This window comes from Pseudomonas sp. B21-053, from assembly GCF_026016365.1.
Taxonomy (GTDB): domain Bacteria; phylum Pseudomonadota; class Gammaproteobacteria; order Pseudomonadales; family Pseudomonadaceae; genus Aquipseudomonas; species Aquipseudomonas nunensis.
Genome location: NZ_CP087205.1, coordinates 3,170,161 through 3,188,942 on the forward strand (window position 1 = coordinate 3,170,161; position 18,782 = coordinate 3,188,942).

General features: G+C 56.2%; 31 protein-coding genes and 1 pseudogene. 18 read left to right on the forward strand and 14 right to left on the reverse strand.

The genetic code is table 11. The features are described from left to right. Window positions 1-34: 34 nt before the first annotated feature. Both LOY68_RS14520 and LOY68_RS14525 read right to left on the reverse strand, forming a co-directional pair. Window positions 35-481 carry a hypothetical protein gene (locus LOY68_RS14520; protein ID WP_265045439.1) on the reverse strand — a complete coding sequence of 149 codons (447 nt, stop codon included), beginning with the start codon at window positions 479-481 and terminating at the stop codon, window positions 35-37. A gap of 3 nt (window positions 482-484) precedes the next feature. Next, entirely contained in the window at window positions 485-733 is a 249-nt protein-coding gene (locus LOY68_RS14525) for a hypothetical protein (protein WP_265045440.1), read from the reverse strand. A 537-nt stretch (window positions 734-1,270) separates the two neighbouring features. Between LOY68_RS14525 and LOY68_RS32235 the strand changes: the two genes are divergently transcribed. Next, window positions 1,271-1,519, forward strand: coding sequence for a hypothetical protein (locus LOY68_RS32235; RefSeq protein WP_413787181.1), 249 nt, complete (start codon window positions 1,271-1,273; stop codon window positions 1,517-1,519). An 801-nt stretch (window positions 1,520-2,320) separates the two neighbouring features. On the opposite strand, the gene LOY68_RS14535 is transcribed toward LOY68_RS32235, so the two are convergent. Further along, window positions 2,321-3,076 carry a hypothetical protein gene (locus LOY68_RS14535; protein ID WP_265045444.1) on the reverse strand — a complete coding sequence of 252 codons (756 nt, stop codon included), beginning with the start codon at window positions 3,074-3,076 and terminating at the stop codon, window positions 2,321-2,323. A gap of 462 nt (window positions 3,077-3,538) precedes the next feature. Continuing rightward, complete coding sequence (locus tag LOY68_RS14540; RefSeq protein WP_265045445.1) at window positions 3,539-4,021, reverse strand: hypothetical protein; 483 nt, start codon at window positions 4,019-4,021, stop codon at window positions 3,539-3,541. A gap of 135 nt (window positions 4,022-4,156) precedes the next feature. On the opposite strand from LOY68_RS14540, the gene LOY68_RS14545 reads away from it, so the two are divergent. Next, window positions 4,157-4,378, forward strand: a complete 222-nt coding sequence (locus LOY68_RS14545) for a hypothetical protein (RefSeq protein WP_265045447.1) — start codon at window positions 4,157-4,159, stop codon at window positions 4,376-4,378. 154 nt (window positions 4,379-4,532) lie between these two features. On the opposite strand, the gene LOY68_RS14550 is transcribed toward LOY68_RS14545, so the two are convergent. The 9 genes from LOY68_RS14550 to LOY68_RS14590 all read right to left on the reverse strand — a co-directional run bounded on the left by LOY68_RS14550 (window position 4,533) and on the right by LOY68_RS14590 (window position 9,442). Next, on the reverse strand, window positions 4,533-4,808 hold the full coding sequence (locus LOY68_RS14550) for a hypothetical protein (RefSeq protein WP_265045449.1): 276 nt from the start codon (window positions 4,806-4,808) through the stop codon (window positions 4,533-4,535). Window positions 4,809-5,408: 600 nt separating this feature from the next. After that, a complete protein-coding gene (locus tag LOY68_RS14555) occupies window positions 5,409-5,735 on the reverse strand; it encodes an STAS-like domain-containing protein (protein ID WP_265045451.1) in 327 nt (108 codons plus the stop codon). Continuing rightward, window positions 5,732-6,754 (reverse strand): hypothetical protein, encoded by a 1,023-nt coding sequence (locus LOY68_RS14560; RefSeq protein ID WP_265045452.1) that lies wholly within the window; start codon window positions 6,752-6,754, stop codon window positions 5,732-5,734. The genes LOY68_RS14555 and LOY68_RS14560 overlap by 4 nt, the downstream gene beginning before the upstream one ends. 187 nt (window positions 6,755-6,941) lie before the next feature. Beyond that, window positions 6,942-7,193, reverse strand: a complete 252-nt coding sequence (locus LOY68_RS14565) for a hypothetical protein (protein WP_265045454.1) — start codon at window positions 7,191-7,193, stop codon at window positions 6,942-6,944. Beyond that, window positions 7,194-7,430 carry a hypothetical protein gene (locus tag LOY68_RS14570; protein WP_265045456.1) on the reverse strand — a complete coding sequence of 79 codons (237 nt, stop codon included), beginning with the start codon at window positions 7,428-7,430 and terminating at the stop codon, window positions 7,194-7,196. It abuts the gene before it with no gap. 444 nt (window positions 7,431-7,874) lie between these two features. After that, on the reverse strand, window positions 7,875-8,126 hold the full coding sequence (locus LOY68_RS14575) for a hypothetical protein (RefSeq protein WP_265045457.1): 252 nt from the start codon (window positions 8,124-8,126) through the stop codon (window positions 7,875-7,877). Further along, window positions 8,098-8,310, reverse strand: coding sequence for a hypothetical protein (locus LOY68_RS14580; protein ID WP_265045459.1), 213 nt, complete (start codon window positions 8,308-8,310; stop codon window positions 8,098-8,100). The genes LOY68_RS14575 and LOY68_RS14580 overlap by 29 nt, the downstream gene beginning before the upstream one ends. 24 nt (window positions 8,311-8,334) lie before the next feature. Further along, window positions 8,335-8,646: a hypothetical protein gene (locus tag LOY68_RS14585; RefSeq protein WP_265045461.1), complete on the reverse strand. Its 312-nt coding sequence runs from the start codon at window positions 8,644-8,646 to the stop codon at window positions 8,335-8,337. A 43-nt stretch (window positions 8,647-8,689) separates the two neighbouring features. Continuing rightward, entirely contained in the window at window positions 8,690-9,442 is a 753-nt protein-coding gene (locus LOY68_RS14590) for a helix-turn-helix transcriptional regulator (protein ID WP_265045463.1), read from the reverse strand. A 367-nt stretch (window positions 9,443-9,809) separates the two neighbouring features. On the opposite strand from LOY68_RS14590, the gene LOY68_RS14595 reads away from it, so the two are divergent. The 15 genes and pseudogenes from LOY68_RS14595 to LOY68_RS14665 all read left to right on the forward strand — a co-directional run bounded on the left by LOY68_RS14595 (window position 9,810) and on the right by LOY68_RS14665 (window position 17,887). Continuing rightward, complete coding sequence (locus tag LOY68_RS14595) at window positions 9,810-10,013, forward strand: hypothetical protein (RefSeq protein WP_265045465.1); 204 nt, start codon at window positions 9,810-9,812, stop codon at window positions 10,011-10,013. A 391-nt stretch (window positions 10,014-10,404) separates the two neighbouring features. Then, on the forward strand, window positions 10,405-10,827 hold the full coding sequence (locus LOY68_RS14600) for a phage regulatory CII family protein (protein WP_265045467.1): 423 nt from the start codon (window positions 10,405-10,407) through the stop codon (window positions 10,825-10,827). 147 nt (window positions 10,828-10,974) lie between these two features. After that, entirely contained in the window at window positions 10,975-11,697 is a 723-nt protein-coding gene (locus LOY68_RS14605) for a Rha family transcriptional regulator (RefSeq protein WP_320110099.1), read from the forward strand. Window position 11,698: 1 nt separating this feature from the next. Beyond that, window positions 11,699-12,085, forward strand: a pseudogene (locus tag LOY68_RS32240) (phage replication protein); the annotation flags it as partial. A 3-nt stretch (window positions 12,086-12,088) separates the two neighbouring features. Then, the gene (locus tag LOY68_RS14615) at window positions 12,089-12,286 is read left to right on the forward strand and encodes an HNH endonuclease (protein WP_413787193.1); all 198 of its coding nucleotides are present in this window, start codon (window positions 12,089-12,091) and stop codon (window positions 12,284-12,286) included. Next, entirely contained in the window at window positions 12,283-13,209 is a 927-nt protein-coding gene (locus LOY68_RS14620; RefSeq protein WP_265045470.1) for a helix-turn-helix domain-containing protein, read from the forward strand. The genes LOY68_RS14615 and LOY68_RS14620 overlap by 4 nt, the downstream gene beginning before the upstream one ends. Continuing rightward, window positions 13,196-13,996: a hypothetical protein gene (locus LOY68_RS14625; RefSeq protein WP_265045472.1), complete on the forward strand. Its 801-nt coding sequence runs from the start codon at window positions 13,196-13,198 to the stop codon at window positions 13,994-13,996. Before LOY68_RS14620 ends, LOY68_RS14625 begins: the two co-directional genes overlap by 14 nt. After that, entirely contained in the window at window positions 13,989-14,576 is a 588-nt protein-coding gene (locus tag LOY68_RS14630; RefSeq protein ID WP_265045474.1) for a DUF1367 family protein, read from the forward strand. The genes LOY68_RS14625 and LOY68_RS14630 overlap by 8 nt, the downstream gene beginning before the upstream one ends. Then, window positions 14,573-15,184 carry a recombination protein NinG gene (locus LOY68_RS14635; RefSeq protein ID WP_265045476.1) on the forward strand — a complete coding sequence of 204 codons (612 nt, stop codon included), beginning with the start codon at window positions 14,573-14,575 and terminating at the stop codon, window positions 15,182-15,184. The genes LOY68_RS14630 and LOY68_RS14635 overlap by 4 nt, the downstream gene beginning before the upstream one ends. Next, window positions 15,181-15,762 carry a hypothetical protein gene (locus LOY68_RS14640; RefSeq protein ID WP_265045478.1) on the forward strand — a complete coding sequence of 194 codons (582 nt, stop codon included), beginning with the start codon at window positions 15,181-15,183 and terminating at the stop codon, window positions 15,760-15,762. The genes LOY68_RS14635 and LOY68_RS14640 overlap by 4 nt, the downstream gene beginning before the upstream one ends. Window positions 15,763-15,969: 207 nt before the next feature. Continuing rightward, entirely contained in the window at window positions 15,970-16,314 is a 345-nt protein-coding gene (locus LOY68_RS14645) for a hypothetical protein (protein WP_265045479.1), read from the forward strand. A gap of 140 nt (window positions 16,315-16,454) precedes the next feature. After that, window positions 16,455-16,652, forward strand: a complete 198-nt coding sequence (locus LOY68_RS14650; protein WP_265045481.1) for a hypothetical protein — start codon at window positions 16,455-16,457, stop codon at window positions 16,650-16,652. A gap of 133 nt (window positions 16,653-16,785) precedes the next feature. Continuing rightward, window positions 16,786-17,112: a phage holin, lambda family gene (locus LOY68_RS14655; protein ID WP_265045483.1), complete on the forward strand. Its 327-nt coding sequence runs from the start codon at window positions 16,786-16,788 to the stop codon at window positions 17,110-17,112. Beyond that, window positions 17,109-17,498, forward strand: a complete 390-nt coding sequence (locus tag LOY68_RS14660) for a hypothetical protein (protein ID WP_265045485.1) — start codon at window positions 17,109-17,111, stop codon at window positions 17,496-17,498. The genes LOY68_RS14655 and LOY68_RS14660 overlap by 4 nt, the downstream gene beginning before the upstream one ends. A 200-nt stretch (window positions 17,499-17,698) precedes the next feature. Further along, the gene (locus tag LOY68_RS14665; RefSeq protein WP_265045487.1) at window positions 17,699-17,887 is read left to right on the forward strand and encodes a hypothetical protein; all 189 of its coding nucleotides are present in this window, start codon (window positions 17,699-17,701) and stop codon (window positions 17,885-17,887) included. A 7-nt stretch (window positions 17,888-17,894) separates the two neighbouring features. On the opposite strand, the gene LOY68_RS14670 is transcribed toward LOY68_RS14665, so the two are convergent. Continuing rightward, window positions 17,895-18,083, reverse strand: coding sequence for a hypothetical protein (locus LOY68_RS14670; protein WP_265045488.1), 189 nt, complete (start codon window positions 18,081-18,083; stop codon window positions 17,895-17,897). A gap of 70 nt (window positions 18,084-18,153) precedes the next feature. Here LOY68_RS14670 and LOY68_RS14675 point away from each other — a divergent pair, with 70 nt between their 5' ends. Next, window positions 18,154-18,777: a putative metallopeptidase gene (locus LOY68_RS14675; RefSeq protein WP_265045490.1), complete on the forward strand. Its 624-nt coding sequence runs from the start codon at window positions 18,154-18,156 to the stop codon at window positions 18,775-18,777. Window positions 18,778-18,782 lie beyond the last annotated feature (5 nt).

The following is an 18,782-nucleotide window of genomic DNA, read 5'->3' on the forward strand; positions in this document are numbered from 1 at the left end:
CAGAATACGAAGCGTCTGGCGCGTTGCTGAGGTGTCATGCAGCATCCGCCTTGCGCTGATCTACCAGGTCTGCGGCGCTCTCAGCTTCCAGTTCTTCGGCGCGAGCCCGGCCATATTCGTTTGCGTGAGGTCGGATCAGCTCTTCGGCGACATCGTGCAGCGCTGTCGGGCGATTACCTTTTGGCTGGCCCATCGCTTCAATGGCCAGGTCATAGGCCGTGCCGTGAACGCGGCGGCCGTCGGCGACGATCTCGCACAGCAGGCGCTCAATTGGATACTCACGATTGTCGGTGAGCAGCGGGGCGATGTGTTCTTGGGCACCCAGGTGTTCGGCCAGCGCCTCCCACAACGACTGCGGAGTGACCAGGGCGACTGACTTGCCGTGCGCTCGCGGTGCCGTGACGTTGTCGCCGCATATCAGTGAGTTGATTGCATCGTGGAGCCAGTCCGGCCCCTCTGGAGTGTCGAGAAAGTCGATCATGATTTACTCCTGCTGTTCCAGCCGGCGCGCCAGGGCGCAGGCCTCGTTGTGATTGCGGCGGAAGCCTCGGGCCTTGCCGGTGCGGCGATCCACTACATGGAAGAACGCCACGCCCGCCGGTTTGACGGTGAAGCGGGGCAGCGCAACTGGCTGCGGCCAGCCGATCAGTTCGTACAGGTCTTCCGTGGCGATGCGAGAGCGGATGCGCAAAGCTGCGCGCACCTCGTTGCCGAGCTGGATGCTTGGGTGCATGGTCATCTCCAGAGTTGCGGATTTGGTTTAAACAATGCGGGAGGCGGTGAGAGCTTTGGCGGCGACTTCTTCGTCGAACGAGCAGAGATGCGGAGCTTTTTGGTAAAGGCGCAGTAGTAGCTCATCTCTGTCCGTCGACCATGTTTCACTCACAATCCGGCGCTCGTCATCCGTTGCGAAAGCTTCAACTGCAGCTTCGAAAATGGCAGTTAAAGATCGCCTCTGACCTCGGCTCATGAGGTCAGCGAGGTGCTTCAGTCTCGGCTCCATTCGAAGGCCGACTGAAACGGTTGTGGCTTTTGGCTGGGCGTATCGCCTCGTACCCATTGTTCGATCTCCGTGTGATGGTCCAAAACCATTCGGCTGCACTCACCCGTTCCGCTGGTTGCCGTTGGGCGCGGAGGGGAGTGCATGCGGGTGGTGTCGGCGGGAAACGGCTTAGCGTTGGATTTGGCTTTTTGATCCGCTGCATCTCGCCAATGAATCATTAAGCAGACTCACGGTCATATCGCCGATCTTTCCATTTAGGGCGTTCAAATGAAGCGTGCAGTAATAGTGTTCATGGTCATCTCAGGCTCCCTTCTGTTGGGAGGCTGCGGGCCTCACTGGGACGACGGAGACAGGTACGGTCGAGATCGGGGTTACGATCATGGTCGTGGATACGATCGTGGGTATGACCGAAGCGATGACGATGATCGCGGGCGTGACCGCAGATATGATCGTCGTGACAATGACCAGGGATATGATCGTAATCACGGCCGCGATCGTGACGATAGAGACGACTAGCCCGCTCTGATCTCCCTTCTGAGTTTCACTATGGCCTGCCACAAAAGTTAATCTGTGAAATCCCCAGGCCCGCTACTGGCGACGGCCTGGGTTTGCAGCATCAAGTTGTCTTCGTGCGCTGGGGTGGCCTACCGGAGTTCCGGCTGATGCGCGGTGACATCGACGACCTACTGTCCGCTGCCTGAATGAGTGTTGGGCGCAGCCTTCAGGCTTGCTGTGCCACGCGGGTGAATCGTTGATCTACTTCATGGCGGTAGCTCCTATCGCTCGCTCACTGGGCAGGCAGTGGCCACCTATTGAAGAGTGCAGATGGCCGGAGCTGATCCCGGCATGAAGTACTGAGTTCGTCATGTCACTGTTCCGCATGACCGGCTTCGATCCTCGCCCCTGTAAACCTGCGAGGTATCCCAACAAGGCCCGAGCCCCACGCGCATCAGCACTGCGCATTCATCTGCTTGCCGGTTACGTCTCCAGCGCCAGCCTTTGCTGGCCGTGGCCCAGGGTTTTGAGTCCTTCTGCTACTGGTGCTCTACAGGACTTGATGCAGGTGGGCGGTTATAGGCCGCATTTTCGTCCGCATCGGAGAGTGATCGAAACACCAGGGCGCAACCCCTGCTTGTTTCCCGCCGCGTTTATAGTGTTGGCCGTCTCGCTCATACCGGCTCAGGAGATTCCCGGGGCTTTGCGATCCTAGCGCTGCAGCCCGCTTGGGCACGCTTCGATCACTCTCCGATGCGGCCTAGTGCTGGGGAGTACCAGGTGCTCGGCCAGTTTTCGTCAGGCTGACGTGGCGCTGGTGGGTCAGTCGTGCAGGCCGTAGCTGAAATCGTCTTCTTCGCAGTCCACCAGAATTTTGGAGGCGCCGAAGTAGAGCGCAGCCAGCAACTTCTCGAACTTCGATCTGAAGCGCAGGGTTTGGCCGATTTTCTCGTTGTCGATTCGAGCGGCGTAGACGGTGCCAACCTGCCGACCTTGGTCGTCACGGTCTTTGCCGCGCTTATCGAACGAGATGTGTATCGCGTTGTCCAGGTTGTACTCGCTGCGTTCGCGGCTGCTGTAGGACGACTCTTCTTTTGGCTTCTTGTCGAAGTAGATATGCAGGCCGCCGTATTCGGATTCTTGAAAACGAATGTCCGGTTGTTCCCAGCGCTCTTCTGCGGCGCTTTCCTTGTGATCGTCGATGAAGGCTTCAAGAAGGTCTTGCAGGCTGACTATCTCTGGCATCTGGTCCTTAGTGAGCACTTCGTCGATGGCCTCCTGCGCGCGACGGACCATGTCGGCTTCTACGCCGCTGGCTTCCCACTTTTCTTTCAGGGCCTTGGCAATCATGTCGTTGTAACGGGTCAGCTCGAAGACTGTGGCCAAGTTGGCTGGCAACGCTGCCTTGATTGCCTCCTCAACCTGCTTGCCCATGTCGCCGTAACGACCAAAGCAGTTGTCGATCACCTTGGTGAACATGATCTTCACATGCTCGTCGATGATTGCTGCCGGCTGATCACCTGCAGCAAAGGCGGTGACTCGCTCAGCCAGCAGCGCTTGCAGGGTTTGCTCGCTCATTTGATGCTCCGTGCTTGATCGGTTGATTTCCCGTCTGGCCCTGTCGCCAAGGCCAGCCAGTGAAATCTGTTCGCCGTGACCCGCTTCTGGCGTCGGTCACTGGCCTATCCCAAATTGTTCTTCCAGCCGCGGGCCTTTCGGCTTGTTCTCCCGCTGGATAACTGTTCTTGGCGTTTTACGCTGCACGCCCGGGTCAGTTGCCAACCCTCTGAACCGTTGAGGCCGGTTCATCGCTGCCTTTGAATCTGGGCCGGTGGTGATCCGGCAAGGTGATGCGGTAGTGCTAAAGAGCGGGTGGTGCGTGCTGCTTTGCTGTCTCGACTTCCGGTCCCGATGTGGGGACTGGGCTTCGATGGAACGAACATTACCTATGGGTAACATAATATGCAATACCTGTGGGTAATTATTTTTGCATGGGCGAAAAAAAACCCGCACTTGGCGGGCTTTCGGATCACTTGAATATCATTCGGTTTGTTTGAGGACCTTGCGCAAGCCATCCATGTCAACCGCGCTGATTGAGCTTTCAGTGTTGCAAACTTTGAATTCTACGGTCCTGGCTGCTGCGAGCTTCTGTAACGATGCGCGATCGAGTTCTACGTCGAATGTTTCGATAGCCGCTGACGCGGAGCGATCCCCTTTGTATCTAGCTTCCAGATATGGCGCTGGTAACCCATCAACCAGCCAGTCGACATGATTGCAGTCGTCGTACTGCATGGCATCAGCATAAGTGATGAGCTGAATTTTGTACTGGTAGGGCTTAACCTCACCCTTTGGGTAAAAAGCGATGGTCGAGGTCGCGAAAGTTTCAACTTCAGATGGGATGGTGTTCCATGCAACCACTCTTACCCCATTGAATCGGTCTGTTTTGTCCTCGAAACCGCCGGCTGTACATGCTGCTGAAAAAGACATCAGGCCAGCAGTGAGGTATATCGGAAATACTCGCATTTGGTTCCCTCCAGAATTAACCGCATTTTACCATTCGTGGCGCTCGGCCACCACGCGCCAAAGCCGCACGTCGCCGGCGCAGAACGCTTGTGCAAGGCGCGGCTCTACAGTTCACAAACAACCAGGTGAGCTGCAATGAGCGACGATCAGAAAGAGAAGGCGATAGCGGTCTGGCGCAGGCTGCTGGAGGAGCCGGAGATTCGCATGGACGTCGAGGAGCAGTTCGAAGCCCTGGTTATGATGGCGGACGAGCTGAAGCGCACCGGCGCGATCGACAGTGGTGATTGGCGGGAGATGGTGGAGGAGGCCAGTGCCTTCTATGCGCATGCGGTAGAAGGAATGGATGGCGGAACGTAAATGTCTTCGAATTGCAGGCAAAGAAAAGCCCGCGATGGGGATTAGCGGGCTCAACGTCTTGCAAGGAGCAAAATCGACGTTACGCGTAAGAACGTGAAAATAGTGTGAACACCAAAACGGGAAAGCCCGGACTGGGTCGCAAGCCCCCGCGCCGCTACTGCTTGGGTTTTTTCTCTTTCTTTGAGTCACCCGAGGAGCCTGAGTCTTTCTTCAGAGTTTCCGAGTCGGCGCCCGAATTTGAGCCAGAAGCTTCCTCGCCCTTTTTACTCGCTTTATCCTCGTCAGCCTTGGAGCTGCCAGACTGGTTGACCCCGGGAAGAACGGTAGGGGGAACGGCTGATTCCGCAGTCGCCTTCTCGACAGCAAGCGCGAAGAGCGGGCAAGACGAAAGCAGGCCCGAGAGCGTGAGAGCAGCGATTCTTCTGTTCATGACCGAGACTTCCAAACGAGGAGACATAAGCTTTGGAAGAGCAGGGCAGGGGAAGGTGCTGCGCTTCGGACGAGCGGCAGAACGAAAAAGTCGAGCGAGGGACTGGGCTTACAATTGCTTTATCGAAGCGGCTTGCAAGAAGTCAAAAAATTACGAATGCTCGTCGCAAGTCTATATCTCAGCGGGCCGCGGTAAAGTTTACTAAATTCATCTTCCAGAGAGTCTTTAAGTTGGTCCGACGAATAGCTTATACAGTCGAGCAAATCTGATTCGGGGGGCTGCTGGACAAATCTACTGGTTTCAAAGTTGTCCAGGGTTATGGATTTTTTTAACTCAATGAAATTTGATTTTAGCGGTTCGCTTTCAAATCGTAAGTATCTAATTTTAGAGCTGAGCCTGGTGATTTTTAGAGTAATGGATTTTTCTAAAGGGTTGTTTCGCTCAAGATACGTATGATATCTAATGGCATCTTCTTCGAGCGCCTCAATACCGGCGATTATATCATTTAAAGAAGAGCGTAGTTCTTTACGCTCTTCACGTTTGTTATTTTGCCAGTTTACAATTATCCAGCCAGTTATGACCGTAATAAGTGTTAGGAGGCTAGTGTACTTGCTCAGAAGGTCCAATACTTTCCCTTATATAAGATTGGATTTCAGAAATCAGACTAGTGTCTTTGGAGACAAAACTGATTCGTGCAAGCACCTTCTCAGCAGGAAAACCAAGACGTACCAAGCCACCAAATGCTTCCTCAAGGAAGGAAGATCCATACCCACGTGCGCCATCCAATTCCACGACAACCGGTTCGTCTGAGGCTAGCGCAGGCTCTAGATATTTTTCACGAAATAGCTCCCCGCTGTACGGGCCGTCGTCCTTGAACCTACCTGCTGGAAATTTTGTAAAATCTCTTGCAAGACTGATGCTTTTCATGATGCAGACCTCGACGGCAAAGGCATTTGCCAATAAATCACAGTGCCCATGATCGAATCTCCGAAATCGCCTGAGCGCTGCTTACCTGATTCCATAGAGTACCACCCTTTATTGCTGAAGATTAGGGCCTTTCCTCCGGCACAGGAGCTAATGGTCTCGATAATTTGTCTCAACCCTTTACCTCTGTGCTGCTTTCTTGTACGTGTTTGACTATTTCTCACGGCACCCTCGATCTGCCGACCCTCGGTCAGATTTAGCCTGTCCATAAAATGCCACAATCTTGGCCTTGTCCTTGGCAAAGACGCTGGTATACCTACTCCTAGATCGCAAAAGACCACCGAAAGTTTCCCGTCTTTTTCTTGAGAAAACATCCACCATGGACGGTAGTCTGGATCCGTGACAATTCCATCACCCCTTTGGTCGATGTATGCATGCTGCTGTGCGTTTGTCATCGCTTCGGTGATACCCGTGTAAAGCTCTGACTGCAAAGAATCTGTAATCAGTCCGTCGTAATATCCGAGGATCTCATCGTACTTAGCACCGAGCGCGCCCTGGCCTCGTGCACTTCTCCAGTTAACGACATCGCCATCAAGACATTTGGTTTTGTTTTTCGTGTTGAGTAGCCTGGATAGACCCACTTGCTGCATAACTTGAGATGCTTTATTGCTTTTTGGAAGCGAGCTTCTTATCTTCAAGCCTTGTACATTTTCTATAAGTCGCGTCAGTTCAGCGCAGAGCAGTAAAGTGCCCCCAGACGCGAGTTTTCTTGTTTCGGTGAAATCAATCCAGACTCGACGGCAGCCCTGGTTAATTTGGGTGCGAATCCTGTAAAAAAACTGCAGAGTGCTTCTTCTTACCTTGGTTTTGCCGATGTCTATTTCGAAGGGGGCTTTAATTACACTATAGCTTTGTAAAGGGGCCGCGGCGGCGCACTTTCTTTTGAGTCTTCGTATTTTTGTCAGCTCGTCTTTTGCGCGCTTGGCGAGCCAATAAATGATGTGGTGATTTTGCTTTCTCAAAATCTGCTTTCCGTGCGGGTTATTATGGTTAGCTACGTTATTTGTAATCTTCCGTCTTATTATTCCAACAGAGAATGCAATCAGTCTATTTTAATCCACGAATTGTCGATGCCACACCTTGCATCGAAGCAAGTGAATCATCGTGATTACATCGCCCGTCACAACAAATGCCCCACGATCGAAACTATCACGCTATCGCCCGCACGATCCTTCCCGCCTTCACCTCGTCAGCATGGCGGCGAATCTTTTCTTGCTGAGCCTTCAGTAGAGCGGAGATCTTCATAAGCGCAATGGCTTCATCGGGCGATTTGCCGCGGCCGGCCATCTTGTTCAATTCGTCCACTGACCACCCGATCACCGCAGTCGCATCCTCAAGGTCGTAAAACAGCTCCTGCTGGGCTGTTCTGGGGCCGTCGAGCCCTTGTATTAGATCTGCCATCTATTTGACTGTCCTGGTTATCGCACCGGCTTTGATCTCATCGGTGTAAATGGTCAGCCGATCCTCGTCCGAGTGGAACACGGTGCACATCTTCAGAAGCGCCTGGGCGTCTGCTTCGTTGCCGGCCAGACTCAGCCGCTCGGCGACTCGCATCAGCTCAACGGCGGACCATTTGAGGTCGGAGGCAATACCTTGGAGATCGCGCTTCAGGTCTTGATTTGGCTTGGTGAGGGGCATGGCGTATTCCTTCCGCTCTATTAGAACTTCAACCCTTCCTCAGTAACTCGACGAAGGGTGCCATCCTTGGGTCCGCTGAAGCGTTGGGACGTCTGTCCCCTATAAAAATCCATTCACTGGCGTGCCAGGCTATCCCTCGAGCTTCAGGGGCGACGGGGTTCATCAAAACTTGATAGCCGCCTGATTCTCGCGCCTGGACTACGAGGCACCGTTGTGACCCTACGGTGACCCAATCACCTATCACTAGGGAAGGTCGAGCACTTTCCTGAACGGCTTTACCATAGACTCTTGACATTCTTTTTTTTCCTCGCGGAACACTAACTGCTTCTGTAGAACTCAATCAGCGTGAACATATAGCCCACAAGAACACGTGGAACCGCGTCGCAATCTAGTCGTTTATAGCCCGAACGAACCTTCCCGTTTTCACATCGTCAGCCTGAGCACTCAGCCTGCCATCGCGATTCTCAGCGCTACTGCAGCCTCAAGCAGCTTATTCGCTTGGTTCGAGACCGCCGCCGCCAAGACAACATTTCCCGCTTCCTTCAGCATTGCAGCCATATCGAGCAGCTTCCCCACCTCAATCTCAACGACGCGTACAGATTTGGTTATCTGGTATTGAAGTGAGTGCGCCATGTCGTTAACCCTCATTCCAGATCCAATACGCTCTTCAATGAAGAGTCTTTCGGCTTTCGCCAATCCTGATCCGGTCCAGCGCTCGATTTAGAGAGTCCAGGGCATCGAGGAGGGCTTTCGCCTCAGATTCCCGACCATCACCCCAAAGGCGTTCAGCCATTTTGTTTAGTGCCTGGATGGATCGTTCAATGTCGGCAGCATTCGCTGCAGCGTTACTTTCCGATTGCTTCTTGGTGGAGATGGGCATGACACCTCCTTGCTGGCGTCCGTATTATCGGTCGTATCGCTTCCCGCCCGTAGAGATCAGATAGAGAGACTCTGAGTAGGGTAGGCGGGCGATAATTTTCGTTTTGCTTACAACTGCACCCATGGTCACCCCTCGGCAAAGCAGGCTGACACTGCCCTGCAGCCGCTCGCACATGGCATCAGCGCTGTCGATAAAGTTCGTCTTGTTGAGTCTCAGCATTATCACCGTCCGGCCCTCAGGCACTGCGCCGATCGGCGGCACGGCAAAAATAGTTATCTGGGTGTAGATGACAATCGCGACTAAAGCGACGATTCCAACAATCACCAGCTTTTTCATGGAGTCCGTTCCTTTTAGTGTGTGGTGCGATGTTGAGCGTTGGTTAACGGGAGTACATCGCCCACCAGAACACGTGACCCAGGATCGCGATTTGCTGCTCCTGAATCTCGGCGAAGGTGTAGTCCTCATCCGGGTGCTCGTCACGGTTGAAGCTGCGCAGACGGATACCGGTAGGCAGGCGGTAGACCTGCTTCACGCGGAGCTGGCCGTTGTGGTTGATGGCGTACATGTCGCCGTCAACGATATCGCCCAGCGAGTTCTTGCCGACGTTCACGCCTACAGTGGCGCCGTCGCGCAGCACCGGCAGCATGCTGTTGCCGCTGACAACCACACACTTCGCGTTACTGAACTGCACGTTATTTTGGCGAAGGTCTTTCTTGAAGAAACGAAGGCGAGAGCTATCGCTTTCCGCGATCGCGAATCGGCCTGAGCCGGCTGCCAACTCCACTTCCTGAAGGAAAGGGACATAAACCTCGTCGTCATCGAGCGGGGTTTCGTCATCCCATGTCTCGATATCTGAAAGGTGACCGGTCGACCCCTTCGCAGGACCGTTGCTGTCAGCAGCCATTCCGGCTTTATCGAGTCGATATCGGTCCAGGCCCAGAGCCTGTTCAATTTCCCGAGCAAAATCCTCGCCGATATTCTTCCTGCTCGATGCAGGCATCGATGTTGAAAGGCATCGCGATATGTAATTGGCGCTTTTGCCGAGGGCGTCAGCCAGACGGGCCTGCTTTCCCTCGAAGCGTTGCTTCATGAGTGACCGCAAGTTTTCGCGGCGAATTTCTGAAATTTCCATCGCCAAATCATCCCTTCCTGTTACCAAAAGGTAAATTCCCTGTAGGTATTGCTTTGTGATTACCTGCGGGTAATAATAAAATTACCTATAAGGAGGCCCGACATGCGGACCAAACACCCAAGCCTGCTGACCTGGCTCAAGGCGGCAACTGACACCGATGTCGCCCGCACCGGGACCACTCGCGCATACCTGAGATTGATCGCCTACGGGCACAAAACTGCGTCTGCCGAAATCGCTGCTCGTACAGAGAGCGCGACCGGAGGGTCGGTTACGCGCCAAGAGCTACGGCCTGAAGACTGGCGCCAAATTTGGCCCGAGCTTTCCGCCGCCTAATCCAGCCCGTCACACCGAAAGCGGAAGTGAACCTATGGCCTACGACGATAAAGCGCACCGGCACGAACACCAGGTGAAGGTGCGCCTCGATGACGAAGTCTTTCAGGAACTGAAGGACGTAGCCCGCGACATGAAGCTGCAACACAGCGTGCTTAGCCGAGAAATCATCGAGGCCGCGCTTGAGGTCAGGCGAACGCTCGGAGAGCTGCCGTTTGAGCTGGAGAAAAGACGCGCCTGAGAAGGCCATAGAGGGGGATTCATGCCCAGTGCAGTAGTTGAACTCAGGAAGGGCGCAACAGAAGAACTGGCGCGATGGGCGTCGGAGATCGGAATTACCCCGGATGCCTTGGCCTCCGAGCTTTTGCGACTGGCCATGCCAGGACTCAAGAAAGCGATCTGCGACAGCGCACCACCCGATAGCAACGTGGTTGCCTTCCCGCCAAAGCGGTGATTCACAGCCCTTATTAGGGACCGCAGGGCGAGCCGGTAGCGGGTTTCAAGATTGGTCCCGGTCCCTGTTTCGGGACTGGCAGAAAAAAAGGTCATGGATTCGTCCCTGATCAGTTGATGAACGAATTATTGCCTTGTTGGCGTATCGCCACCACGGAAACAGAAACGAGGTTTTACGAATGGAAGATTTCCTGCGGGCCTGCCAGAGCGCTGTTCTGGACAACGAGGCAAAAGCACTGGCGGCAAAGATGGGCGTTCCGCATGTAGGTCTTCTTCAGCGGGCAAACCCCGACAACGATGCGCATCACCTGACCGTGGAGCATTTGTTCGGGATCTTGCTGCACACCGGCGACATGCGCCCGCTGCTGGCCTTGGCCAACGAGTTTGGTTTCGACCTGGTCGCCAAGACCGCGCCCAAGCCTCAGGCGCTGACCAAGTCGCTGATCAACGTTGGCAAGGAAGTGGCGGACCTGACCATCGCAGTTCACGAAGCGCTCGATGATGACCGCGTCAACACCTTCGAGAAAACCCTGATCCGCCAAGAAATCAACCATGTCCGGCAGAGCCTGGACGTGATGGATGCGTCGGTGAAAGCCGCCTGAATTTCAGGCACAAAAAAGCCGACGTACGAGGTCGGCTGATTCGATAACACTGTGAGGCCGATTATGCAGAGCCAATCCGTTTCAAGCAATACCCCGAACTATGTCGCGACACGTTTTGTTAATTCCGAAAACGTGTCGCGAACCACGATGTCCTCCCGCGAGATCGCCAATGTCACCGGCAAGCGCCACGACAACGTGAAGCGCGACATCGTGGCAATGCTCAAAGACCTGAAAGTAGATGTACTCAGTTTTGAGGACATCTATCTGGACGGCCGCAACCGTGAACAGGTGCAGTACCTGCTCGACCGCGAGCACACTGACTGCCTGCTCACCGGCTACAGCGCGCCGATGCGCATGAAGGTGATTCGCCGCTGGCGGGAACTTGAACAGCAGCAGGGCGCCCGCGAGCAAGTAATGCTCAATGGCACCAAGGTCGTCGGTGAAATCGCAATCATGGAGTGCTTCACGCGCCTGCTGAAGCCGGCTCCATCCTGCCAGATGGCCATGCTCACGAAAATCGCCCAGAACAACGGCCTGGATCCGAAGTTTCTCCCAGGCTACGCCGTCGACGCTGCGCCAGATGCTGCCGGCGGTTCCTCAATGCCCACCAAGTCGGCCACGGCCTTGCTGAAAGACAATGGCATCCGTTACGCGCTGGTGGCGTTCAACCGCGCCTTGGCAGCGAAGGGCTTCTTGAAGCAGCTCCAGCGCAAGAACTCCAAGCAGGAGACGGTCGACTTCTGGTCCGTGACTGAGAAGGGCATGAACTACGGCAAGAACCTGACCAATCCCCAATCCCCACGCGAGACGCAGCCTCACTGGTATGTGGATCGCTTCCTTGAACTGGCCGCACTGGTCGGGAAGGGCTGACATGCAATACACCGTCACGATCAATCAGGTGAAGGCGCTGGAGTGGGGGCTGAATTCTCAGCAGGCCCTGCTGTTTGCTTTCGTCTATGAGAGCCCGAGCTGGGCCAATCCAATCAAGACGGACACGGGGATCTACTTCGCGCTGAGCAAGAGCAAGATCGTCGAAGAGCTGCCGCTGCTCACTGACAAACCGGACACCGCTTACCGGATGTTGAAGGCCCTAGAAGAGGCAGGTTTGATTGAAGTGCGCGCTGAGGGGGTTCGGCTCACGGATAAAGGGCGCGAATGGAACCCAAACCGGATGGGGCACTTCACCACCCATCAGCCCGCCGTACAGGCTCCACGCCGTAGGTCAAAAAAATCGCCTATCCCTTCAGGTTTGCGCGCCAAGGTGTTTGCTCGCGATGGCCACGCCTGCCTGCGCTGTGGCTGTTCGGAACAATTGCGCCTCAGGGCAGATCACGTCATCCCTGAGAGCAAGGGTGGCGAGGCGTCTATGGCAAATCTTCAAACCCTTTGCATGTCCTGCAATAGCTGGAAAGGCGTGCAGACGATCGATTTCCGCGCCTTCGCCGGAGGTGCAGCATGAGCATGGGTCTTATGGTCGCCGCTATGAAGCTTCGCGTCGGCAATCCACTGCGCAAGCTCGTGTTGATTAAGCTCGCTGACAACGCCAGTGACGTTGGCGAGTGCTGGCCGTCCTATCAGCACATTGCCGACCAATGCGAGATCAGCAAACGCTCCGTCATGAACCACATCACTGCTTTGTGTGATGCGGGACTGTTGCGCAAGGAGATCCGTAAAGGCGGCCCGAAGGGTAACTCCTCGAACGTTTACTTTCTGACACTCGATGGTGGTGCACCTCCTGCACCAGGGGTAGTGCAGAAGATTCACCCGGGTAGTGCAGTGGGTTCACCCCCTAGTGAATCTCCTGCACCAGGGGGTAGTGCAGCAGTTGCACCCAGAACCAGTCACTCTCTTGAACCAGTCATGGAACCGGTCATTGAACCAAATACGCCCCAGGCTTCCGCCAAGGTCGTGCCGGTTCAATCTCGCGCCTTGGTGCTGGTGGTTGATCGCACCGAGGCTCCACGGGTTGAGATCCCCGCCGACATGCCCGGTCCCAAAGACCAAACCTGTAAGACGTTCAAAACCTGGGCGAACTACGCCATGGCTTACCGCAAGCGCTACAGTGCATGGCCGGTATGGAACGCCAAGGTTGGCGGCCAGCTCGGTCAGCTTGTAAGCCGCCTTGGTGCTGACGTCGCCCACCACGTTGCCGCGCACTTCCTGAAAACCAGCGATGCCGCCGTTCTGCGTAAGTGCCACAGCCTCAACGAGTTGCTGGCCAACGCCGAGAGCTACCACACCCAGTGGGTCACTGGTCAGCGTATCAACGGGACCACAGCCCGCCAGATGGAACGGACTGAGGCGAACCTCTCCGCCGCAGAGCAGGCCGCGCAAATGGTTCTGGCTGGGCGCCAGGCGGGAGAGCGCAATGAATACCTCTGAAATGAACGATCAGCAGGTTGCCGGACTGGCAGCCGCCATCTGCGCAACCGCCGAAGCCATGGGTCAGGAAATGAACCCAGGCACTGCTGCGATGATGGCCGAAGACCTGTGCGCCTACCCAGTGCCTGTTGTCAAAGCGGCGCTGAAATCCTGCCGACTTGAGGTGAAAGGCCGTCTGTCCATGGCCGACATCCTGCAACGCGTCCAAGCCTCCGATGGCCGTCCGGGCAAAGACGAAGCCTGGGCGATCGCACTGACCGCAGGCGACGAATCCGAAACAGTCGTGATGACCGCCGAGATTCGCCAAGCGATGGTCGCGGCACAACCAGTCTTGAGTCGCCGGGATGTGGTCGGTGCCCGGATGGCGTTCAACAGCGCCTACGAGCGCTTAGTGTCCGCCGCCCGGACTGAAGTCAAACCAACCACTTGGAGTGTCTCGTTGGGGCTCGATCCGGCGCGCCGGGTTACAGCGATTGAATCAGCGGTCCGTATGCAACTGATCACCCAGCAGGCGGGTACCCGGTACCTGGCTGACTTGCGCATCGCGCCCGTCACCACCGATGGCCAGGCCATCGCTGGACTTATTACAGGCTCCGACGCGGAGCCGTCACCCCATCTACGCGAGAAGCTCGCTGAAGTGCGCCAGATCGTCGATGCGGCGAAGGCCCGGCAAAAACGCGAGCGACTCAAGAAGGCCCAAGCTGATCGGGTCGACACATATTTGCGTAAGCGTAAGTTCCGCGCAGCCATCGCTGCCGCGCAACACAAGGAGGCATCCCATGGCTGAGCTCGCACTTATCCGCACCGCCCAAGGCCTAGTACCGGCCACCGAAGCGGACCGCGAAACCGTCCAAAAGTGGAAGGCAGGCCAGATCATCCACGGCAAGTTCACCCGCATGCGTAACGGCAAGTTCCACGGCAAGTTTTTCTCGATGCTCGATCTGGCGTGGGAGTACTGGGAGCCGGTCGGCGGCCTGATTCCGCGCCAGGAAATGCGCGGCATTCAGGGGCTGGCCAAGTTCTTCGAAGCGCAGAGCGGCAAGCCGGGGCAGTTGTCGGACGCTGTCGCCGCCTATGTCACCGGGCTTGAACTGACCCGCGCCGAACGATTCCCGGCCGTCGACAAGAGCCGCGAGGCGTTCCGGGAGTGGGTGACGATCGAGGCCGGCCACTTCCACCTGGTGCACACGCCCGAAGGAATCCGCAAAGAGGCCAAATCGATCAGCTGGGCAAACATGGATGACACCGCTTTTGAACCACTTTACCGCGACGTCTTCAACGCCTGTTGGCGGTTGGTGCTGTCCGCGCACTTTGAGAGCGAAGCTGACGCGCTTTCTGCGGCTGATCAGCTGGGGAGTTACGCATGAAGCGCACCCCACTACAACGCAAGACCCCGCTCACGTCCGGCGGCCCGCGCCGGAAGCGCTGCCCATCCTGCCGCGTGATGTTCGCCCCTGCACGCGACACGCAAGCCGTTTGCGGGGAGATCGAGTGCGCCATTGCTCACGGGAAGTCAGAGAAGGGGCGGGCAACTACGCGTAAAGCCTTGGCGGATGTCGAGCGTCGCGAGATCAAGGTTCGCAAGGAGAAGCTGAAGAGCCGGGCTGAGCACCTCAAGGATACACAACACGCCTTCAACGCCTGGGTGCGTGAGCGCGACGCCGAACTGCCGTGCATCAGTTGCGGCCGGCACCACCAGGGCAAATACGACGCTGGGCATTACCGCACCGTCGGCAGCAATCCCGCGCTTCGCTTCGAGCCTCTGAATTGCCACCGCCAGTGCTCGCCGTGCAACACCCAGCTGTCCGGGAACATCGTGAATTACCGCATCGCGCTGGTTAAGCGGATCGGCGCCGAGCAGGTCGATTGGCTGGAAGGCCCGCATGAGCCGAAGAAGTACACCGTCGAAGAACTGAAGGCGATGACCGCCGACTACCGGGCAAAAACAAGAGAGCTGAAGGGGAGAGCAGCATGAAAATCCATTCCGCACGCCAGGCTTGGCACGACTGCAATTACAACCCTGCCCCCGGCCAAACTTCTGACGCCGCCGAGCTAGGCGTTGTGGTGCAGAGCACTGAGCGAGGCCCGACGGCGAACCCTGCCATGCATGGAGCGCTGGCCGGTCACATCCAGTCAGCGATCGCGCGGCTTCACTTTCAGCTTCGGGCCTTCGGCAACGCCATGTATGCGGCCGAGCCTACCGATGATGATCGGGAGGAGGCGGAAGCAGCAGTTTTCAACTTGGCCTGCTCACGAGTAGAGCGCATGACCGCCAGCAAGCGGGAGCGGGCCGAATATGTCGCCAAGGGCGTGTTTCGCCGTTACCGCTACATGCACCAGGGCGGGCAGTCTGCCAACGCTGATCCGTTGATCAAGCCCGAGTTGTTCCGCGCCTGGATGAAGGGGGAGTACGACATAGAGCTTCCGTCAGCAGCATGGGGGCGGGATTGGGAGCCTTTCGTGCAGCTCTGCTTCGACGCTTGCTATGACATTGACGCTCGTGCTCTGAGCCCAATTGGCGGGGTAATTTACAAGATGAAAGAGGCTGCTTGACTTCCCGCACGGCTAAAGGCATCATTTCGCCACAGTTAGTATTTTGCCTTTGGCAACTTGGACTACCGAACAAACAAAACCCGGCCACCGTGCCGGGTTTTTTGGTTCAGGAATTTGGAGTGTGCCTAGTGGCGGGCTCGCTAAAGGGCTTGAACAGATTGGATCCAAGTTGGTAGTCTCCGAGAAGAATTACTCTCGGGGGCATCTATGAATTTTCTGAACACGGCTTCATCACTGGTTTCTCAGTTTTTTTCTACGGGATTTCTAGCCTTTTTACTGACTGGGTTAGCGATATTTGTGGTGAGGATCGATGTCTACTCGGAAAGAAACTGGGTCTATGGACTGCTCGCGCTGCTGCTCGCCATACTTATGTTTGCTCCACACGGATGGAACGTAGTTTTCCCTCCCGATATCAGAGATTGGACATCCCTGATGGAAAGTCGCGACAAGCCTTCCGAGACGTCTCTTTTCAAAGCTGATTTTTTTGGGGTTTTGGTCGGGGCCGGCGCTGCTTTCATTGGCTGGTTAATGCTTCGGGAGAAAAGGTGGTAACTGCTCCGCGGAATGTTTGAAGCCCGGCCAAGTGCCGGGCTTACTGTATCTGCCGTTCGTCCAGCGCCCGGCACTTGCCGATCCGCGCCGCCTCTCAAGTTCATGCACGGATATCCCGCGCCTCAGAACGGAGACTAAGCATGGACATTGACGAAAACGCGCCAGGGAACATTTCCCAGAAGGGCGTAACGAGCGATACGGACAATGAAACAGGCCATGATCCAAAGCGTAGTGAGCCTGAAATGCCGTTGCCTGCGGACGACGAAGCACCTGTCGACGAGGAAATGGTGGACGTGGATGCCGTAAATTCGGTATCGACCGAACACCCCACGCCTTAACGATTTCTACCAATTATTGAGCCCGGCCACTGCGCCGGGCTTTTTCGTTTTCGGCTCCACCACACCCATCGCTCTGAGCTGGGAGTGCTGTTGGAGCCGGACCTATCACGCTCCCCGAAAGGGAGGACATCGGATGAAGCTCATGCCCGAAAAGAACCCGGACGCCTGGGCCGCTATCTGGATGGCCTTGAGCAATCCACTTTGGCAGGGCGCAATTATGGCGATCCTCATCTCCTTTCTGCGCGTCCTGTATGACGCTAAAGAAACCAGCAAGCGCCGGATCTGCTTCGAATCGCTTATTTGCGGTGGGTTGAGCTTGTCAGCCAGTAGCGTCATTGAGTGGATGGCTTGGCCATCGAGTTTGTCTGTTGCCGCCGGCGGGACCATTGGGTTCCTCGGCGTCACGGCCATACGCGAGATGGTGACCCGCTTCCTGGGCCGCAAGGTGGATTCGCTATGAAGGCCTTCGCCGCTGCAGCAATCATCGCGCTCGTTGCCTGCCTGTTGCTGGGCATCCAGCACTACCAGGTCATCGCGCTTGAAGGTCAGGTAACGATCGAGGCCAAGGGCAAGCAAGACGCCATCGCGGCCAACACCGAGAGCCAGGCGACGATCACCACCCTTCGCGCCGAAGCCCAGCGCAACGCCGCCTACACCGCGGACCTGGCCAAGCGCATCAGTGTCAGCGAGAAGAAAGCCCAGAAGGCGAGGAAAGACTTTGAAGATCTCAAGCTCAAAAGCAAACCTGTTCGTGATTGGGCTGCTCAGCCTCTTCCTGACGGCCTGCGCGGGAAAGCCACCACCAATGGTGGTAAAGACAGAAACAGTAAGGCTGGAAGCCCCTGAGCTGATCCCCTGTGAGCGGGTAGACCCTGACGAGTCTGACCTTCGCCTCAATGGCGATGTGTGGGAGTTGAAGGAACAGGCTATCAAGCTGCTGGATACGTGCGCCGACCAGGTCGACGCACAGATCAAACGCAGTCAGAGCAAGTAGCCCGCGACACGTTTCGCGAATCATCAAATCGTGTCGCGACATTGGAGTGAGCATGAACAACGTCACCCGTCTGCGCCACGTGCTGCCGATGAGCCCGGACATCAACAAGGCCATCGCCGATCTGGATAGCGCCATCGCCAAGGCGGTAGACGCTGCCAAGGCGGCCGGCCTTCCTCAAGGCCTGGTTGTATCCCTGTTGCACGGGCACGCCCAGGTGCAGACCAACATCATGGTGAGCTGAACACGCTTTACGACTCTTCGTAATCGCGATAAAGCTTTGCCAGTGCTTGTGCGTACTCCTCATCGCTCAGTTTGACCTTGAGAGCGACCATCGTTTCCTGAGCATTGGCTACGGCAGCCGCATCGCTTTTATTCTTTCGCGCTGCCCATTCCCTGGCAGCCTGTACTACCAAGCTCTCGGTGATGCGCTCGATCATTCGAAGTTCCTTTATTAGTTGACCAGTTGGTTAACCATAGACCAGACGCTCTGCTTGGGGGGATGAACCGATGAAACGGCCTATGCCACCAGTGTCACTGCTTGAGCTGTCTGATCTATCCGACGTCGGTATCCGCCTGACATCAGCACCCGAAATATGGGAGTGGCTCCAAGCCGAGATCCTTGCCGACACCGGCAGCATCCACAACGAAGACCATGCCCATCTACTGGATGCAGACATCCGGATCATGTGGGCGTCGTCGAGCTTCGAGAAGCAAGGCCGCACAGTCCTGGGCCAAGCCGAACAGGTAGCGTTCCGCGCTGGTGGGTGGCAGAAAGCCCGGATGGAACAACAGATGCGTGATTGGTTCGGCGATGTGCCGGCCTTCATCATCACCTTGGCTGCCGATTACTGCGCCCAGTGTTCAGACGCCGACTTCTGCGCCCTGATCGAACACGAGATGTATCACCTGGCGCACGCCAAAGACAAATACGGTCAGCCGGCCTTCACCAAGGAAGGCGCACCCAAGATCGAGATGCGTGGACACGACGTCGAAGAGTTCGTCGGTGTGGTCCGCCGCTACGGTGCGAGCCCTGACGTTCAAGCGTTGGTGGATGCTGCAAACAGTCCTGCTGAGGTGGGGAAATTGAACATATCGAGGGCCTGCGGAACCTGTCTGCTCAGATCGGCCTGACCCCT

Coding starts and splice junctions, on each gene's coding strand:
- LOY68_RS14590 (WP_265045463.1), bottom strand. CDS start 9,442: ATGGAAATTTCAGAAATTCGCCGCGAAAACTTGCGGTCACTCATGAAG.
- LOY68_RS14665 (WP_265045487.1), top strand. CDS start 17,699: ATGAACAACGTCACCCGTCTGCGCCACGTGCTGCCGATGAGCCCGGAC.
- LOY68_RS14570 (WP_265045456.1), bottom strand. CDS start 7,430: ATGCCCCTCACCAAGCCAAATCAAGACCTGAAGCGCGATCTCCAAGGT.
- LOY68_RS14550 (WP_265045449.1), bottom strand. CDS start 4,808: ATGAACAGAAGAATCGCTGCTCTCACGCTCTCGGGCCTGCTTTCGTCT.
- LOY68_RS14520 (WP_265045439.1), bottom strand. CDS start 481: ATGATCGACTTTCTCGACACTCCAGAGGGGCCGGACTGGCTCCACGAT.
- LOY68_RS14565 (WP_265045454.1), bottom strand. CDS start 7,193: ATGGCAGATCTAATACAAGGGCTCGACGGCCCCAGAACAGCCCAGCAG.
- LOY68_RS14600 (WP_265045467.1), top strand. CDS start 10,405: ATGGAAGATTTCCTGCGGGCCTGCCAGAGCGCTGTTCTGGACAACGAG.
- LOY68_RS14585 (WP_265045461.1), bottom strand. CDS start 8,646: ATGAAAAAGCTGGTGATTGTTGGAATCGTCGCTTTAGTCGCGATTGTC.
- LOY68_RS14635 (WP_265045476.1), top strand. CDS start 14,573: ATGAAGCGCACCCCACTACAACGCAAGACCCCGCTCACGTCCGGCGGC.
- LOY68_RS14670 (WP_265045488.1), bottom strand. CDS start 18,083: ATGATCGAGCGCATCACCGAGAGCTTGGTAGTACAGGCTGCCAGGGAA.
- LOY68_RS32235 (WP_413787181.1), top strand. CDS start 1,271: ATGAAGCGTGCAGTAATAGTGTTCATGGTCATCTCAGGCTCCCTTCTG.
- LOY68_RS14640 (WP_265045478.1), top strand. CDS start 15,181: ATGAAAATCCATTCCGCACGCCAGGCTTGGCACGACTGCAATTACAAC.
- LOY68_RS14630 (WP_265045474.1), top strand. CDS start 13,989: ATGGCTGAGCTCGCACTTATCCGCACCGCCCAAGGCCTAGTACCGGCC.
- LOY68_RS14675 (WP_265045490.1), top strand. CDS start 18,154: ATGAAACGGCCTATGCCACCAGTGTCACTGCTTGAGCTGTCTGATCTA.
- LOY68_RS14545 (WP_265045447.1), top strand. CDS start 4,157: ATGAGCGACGATCAGAAAGAGAAGGCGATAGCGGTCTGGCGCAGGCTG.
- LOY68_RS14650 (WP_265045481.1), top strand. CDS start 16,455: ATGGACATTGACGAAAACGCGCCAGGGAACATTTCCCAGAAGGGCGTA.
- LOY68_RS14525 (WP_265045440.1), bottom strand. CDS start 733: ATGCACCCAAGCATCCAGCTCGGCAACGAGGTGCGCGCAGCTTTGCGC.
- LOY68_RS14620 (WP_265045470.1), top strand. CDS start 12,283: ATGAGCATGGGTCTTATGGTCGCCGCTATGAAGCTTCGCGTCGGCAAT.
- LOY68_RS14655 (WP_265045483.1), top strand. CDS start 16,786: ATGAAGCTCATGCCCGAAAAGAACCCGGACGCCTGGGCCGCTATCTGG.
- LOY68_RS14660 (WP_265045485.1), top strand. CDS start 17,109: ATGAAGGCCTTCGCCGCTGCAGCAATCATCGCGCTCGTTGCCTGCCTG.
- LOY68_RS14540 (WP_265045445.1), bottom strand. CDS start 4,021: ATGCGAGTATTTCCGATATACCTCACTGCTGGCCTGATGTCTTTTTCA.
- LOY68_RS14645 (WP_265045479.1), top strand. CDS start 15,970: ATGAATTTTCTGAACACGGCTTCATCACTGGTTTCTCAGTTTTTTTCT.
- LOY68_RS14595 (WP_265045465.1), top strand. CDS start 9,810: ATGGCCTACGACGATAAAGCGCACCGGCACGAACACCAGGTGAAGGTG.
- LOY68_RS14580 (WP_265045459.1), bottom strand. CDS start 8,310: ATGCCCATCTCCACCAAGAAGCAATCGGAAAGTAACGCTGCAGCGAAT.
- LOY68_RS14535 (WP_265045444.1), bottom strand. CDS start 3,076: ATGAGCGAGCAAACCCTGCAAGCGCTGCTGGCTGAGCGAGTCACCGCC.
- LOY68_RS14625 (WP_265045472.1), top strand. CDS start 13,196: ATGAATACCTCTGAAATGAACGATCAGCAGGTTGCCGGACTGGCAGCC.
- LOY68_RS14555 (WP_265045451.1), bottom strand. CDS start 5,735: ATGAAAAGCATCAGTCTTGCAAGAGATTTTACAAAATTTCCAGCAGGT.
- LOY68_RS14605 (WP_320110099.1), top strand. CDS start 10,975: ATGTCCTCCCGCGAGATCGCCAATGTCACCGGCAAGCGCCACGACAAC.